Annotated in this window: 1 protein-coding gene; it reads left to right on the top strand. The window is 49.4% G+C overall.

Features of this window, described 5'->3' with window-relative positions; translation table 11 throughout:
* A partial coding sequence (locus ACTHUR_RS17610; RefSeq protein WP_440400014.1) for a S1 RNA-binding domain-containing protein occupies positions 1 to 536 on the top strand: 536 nt, incomplete at both ends.

Genomic DNA, 536 nt, shown 5'->3' with positions numbered 1-536 from the left:
CCACAACAAAGGCGACAAAATCTCCGGTGCGGTTAAATCCATTACTGACTTCGGTGTATTCGTAGGCCTGCCCTGCGGTATCGACGGTCTGGTTCACCTGTCTGACCTGTCTTGGACTGAAGCAGGCGAGGAAGCTGTACGCAAATACAAAAAAGGCGAGGAAGTTGAAGCCGTTGTATTGGCGATTGACGTTGACAAAGAGCGCATCTCTTTGGGCATCAAACAACTGGAAGGTGATCCTTTCGGTAACTTCATCAGCGTAAATGACAAAGGTTCTTTGGTTAAAGGTTCTGTGAAATCTGTTGACGCCAAAGGTGCCGTTGTTGCCCTGTCTGACGAAGTAGAAGGCTACCTGCCTGCTTCCGAATTCGCAGCCGACCGCGTTGAAGACCTGACCACCAAACTGAAAGAAGGTGATGAGGTTGAAGCTGTTATCGTAACCGTCGACCGCAAAAACCGCAGCATCCGCCTGTCTGTTAAAGCTAAAGACGCTAAAGAAAACCGTGAAGCCCTGAATTCAGTCAACGCTGCTGCAA

The organism is Neisseria sp. P0021.S007, from assembly GCF_051956855.1.
This window is presented reverse-complemented; position numbering and strand designations above follow the sequence as displayed.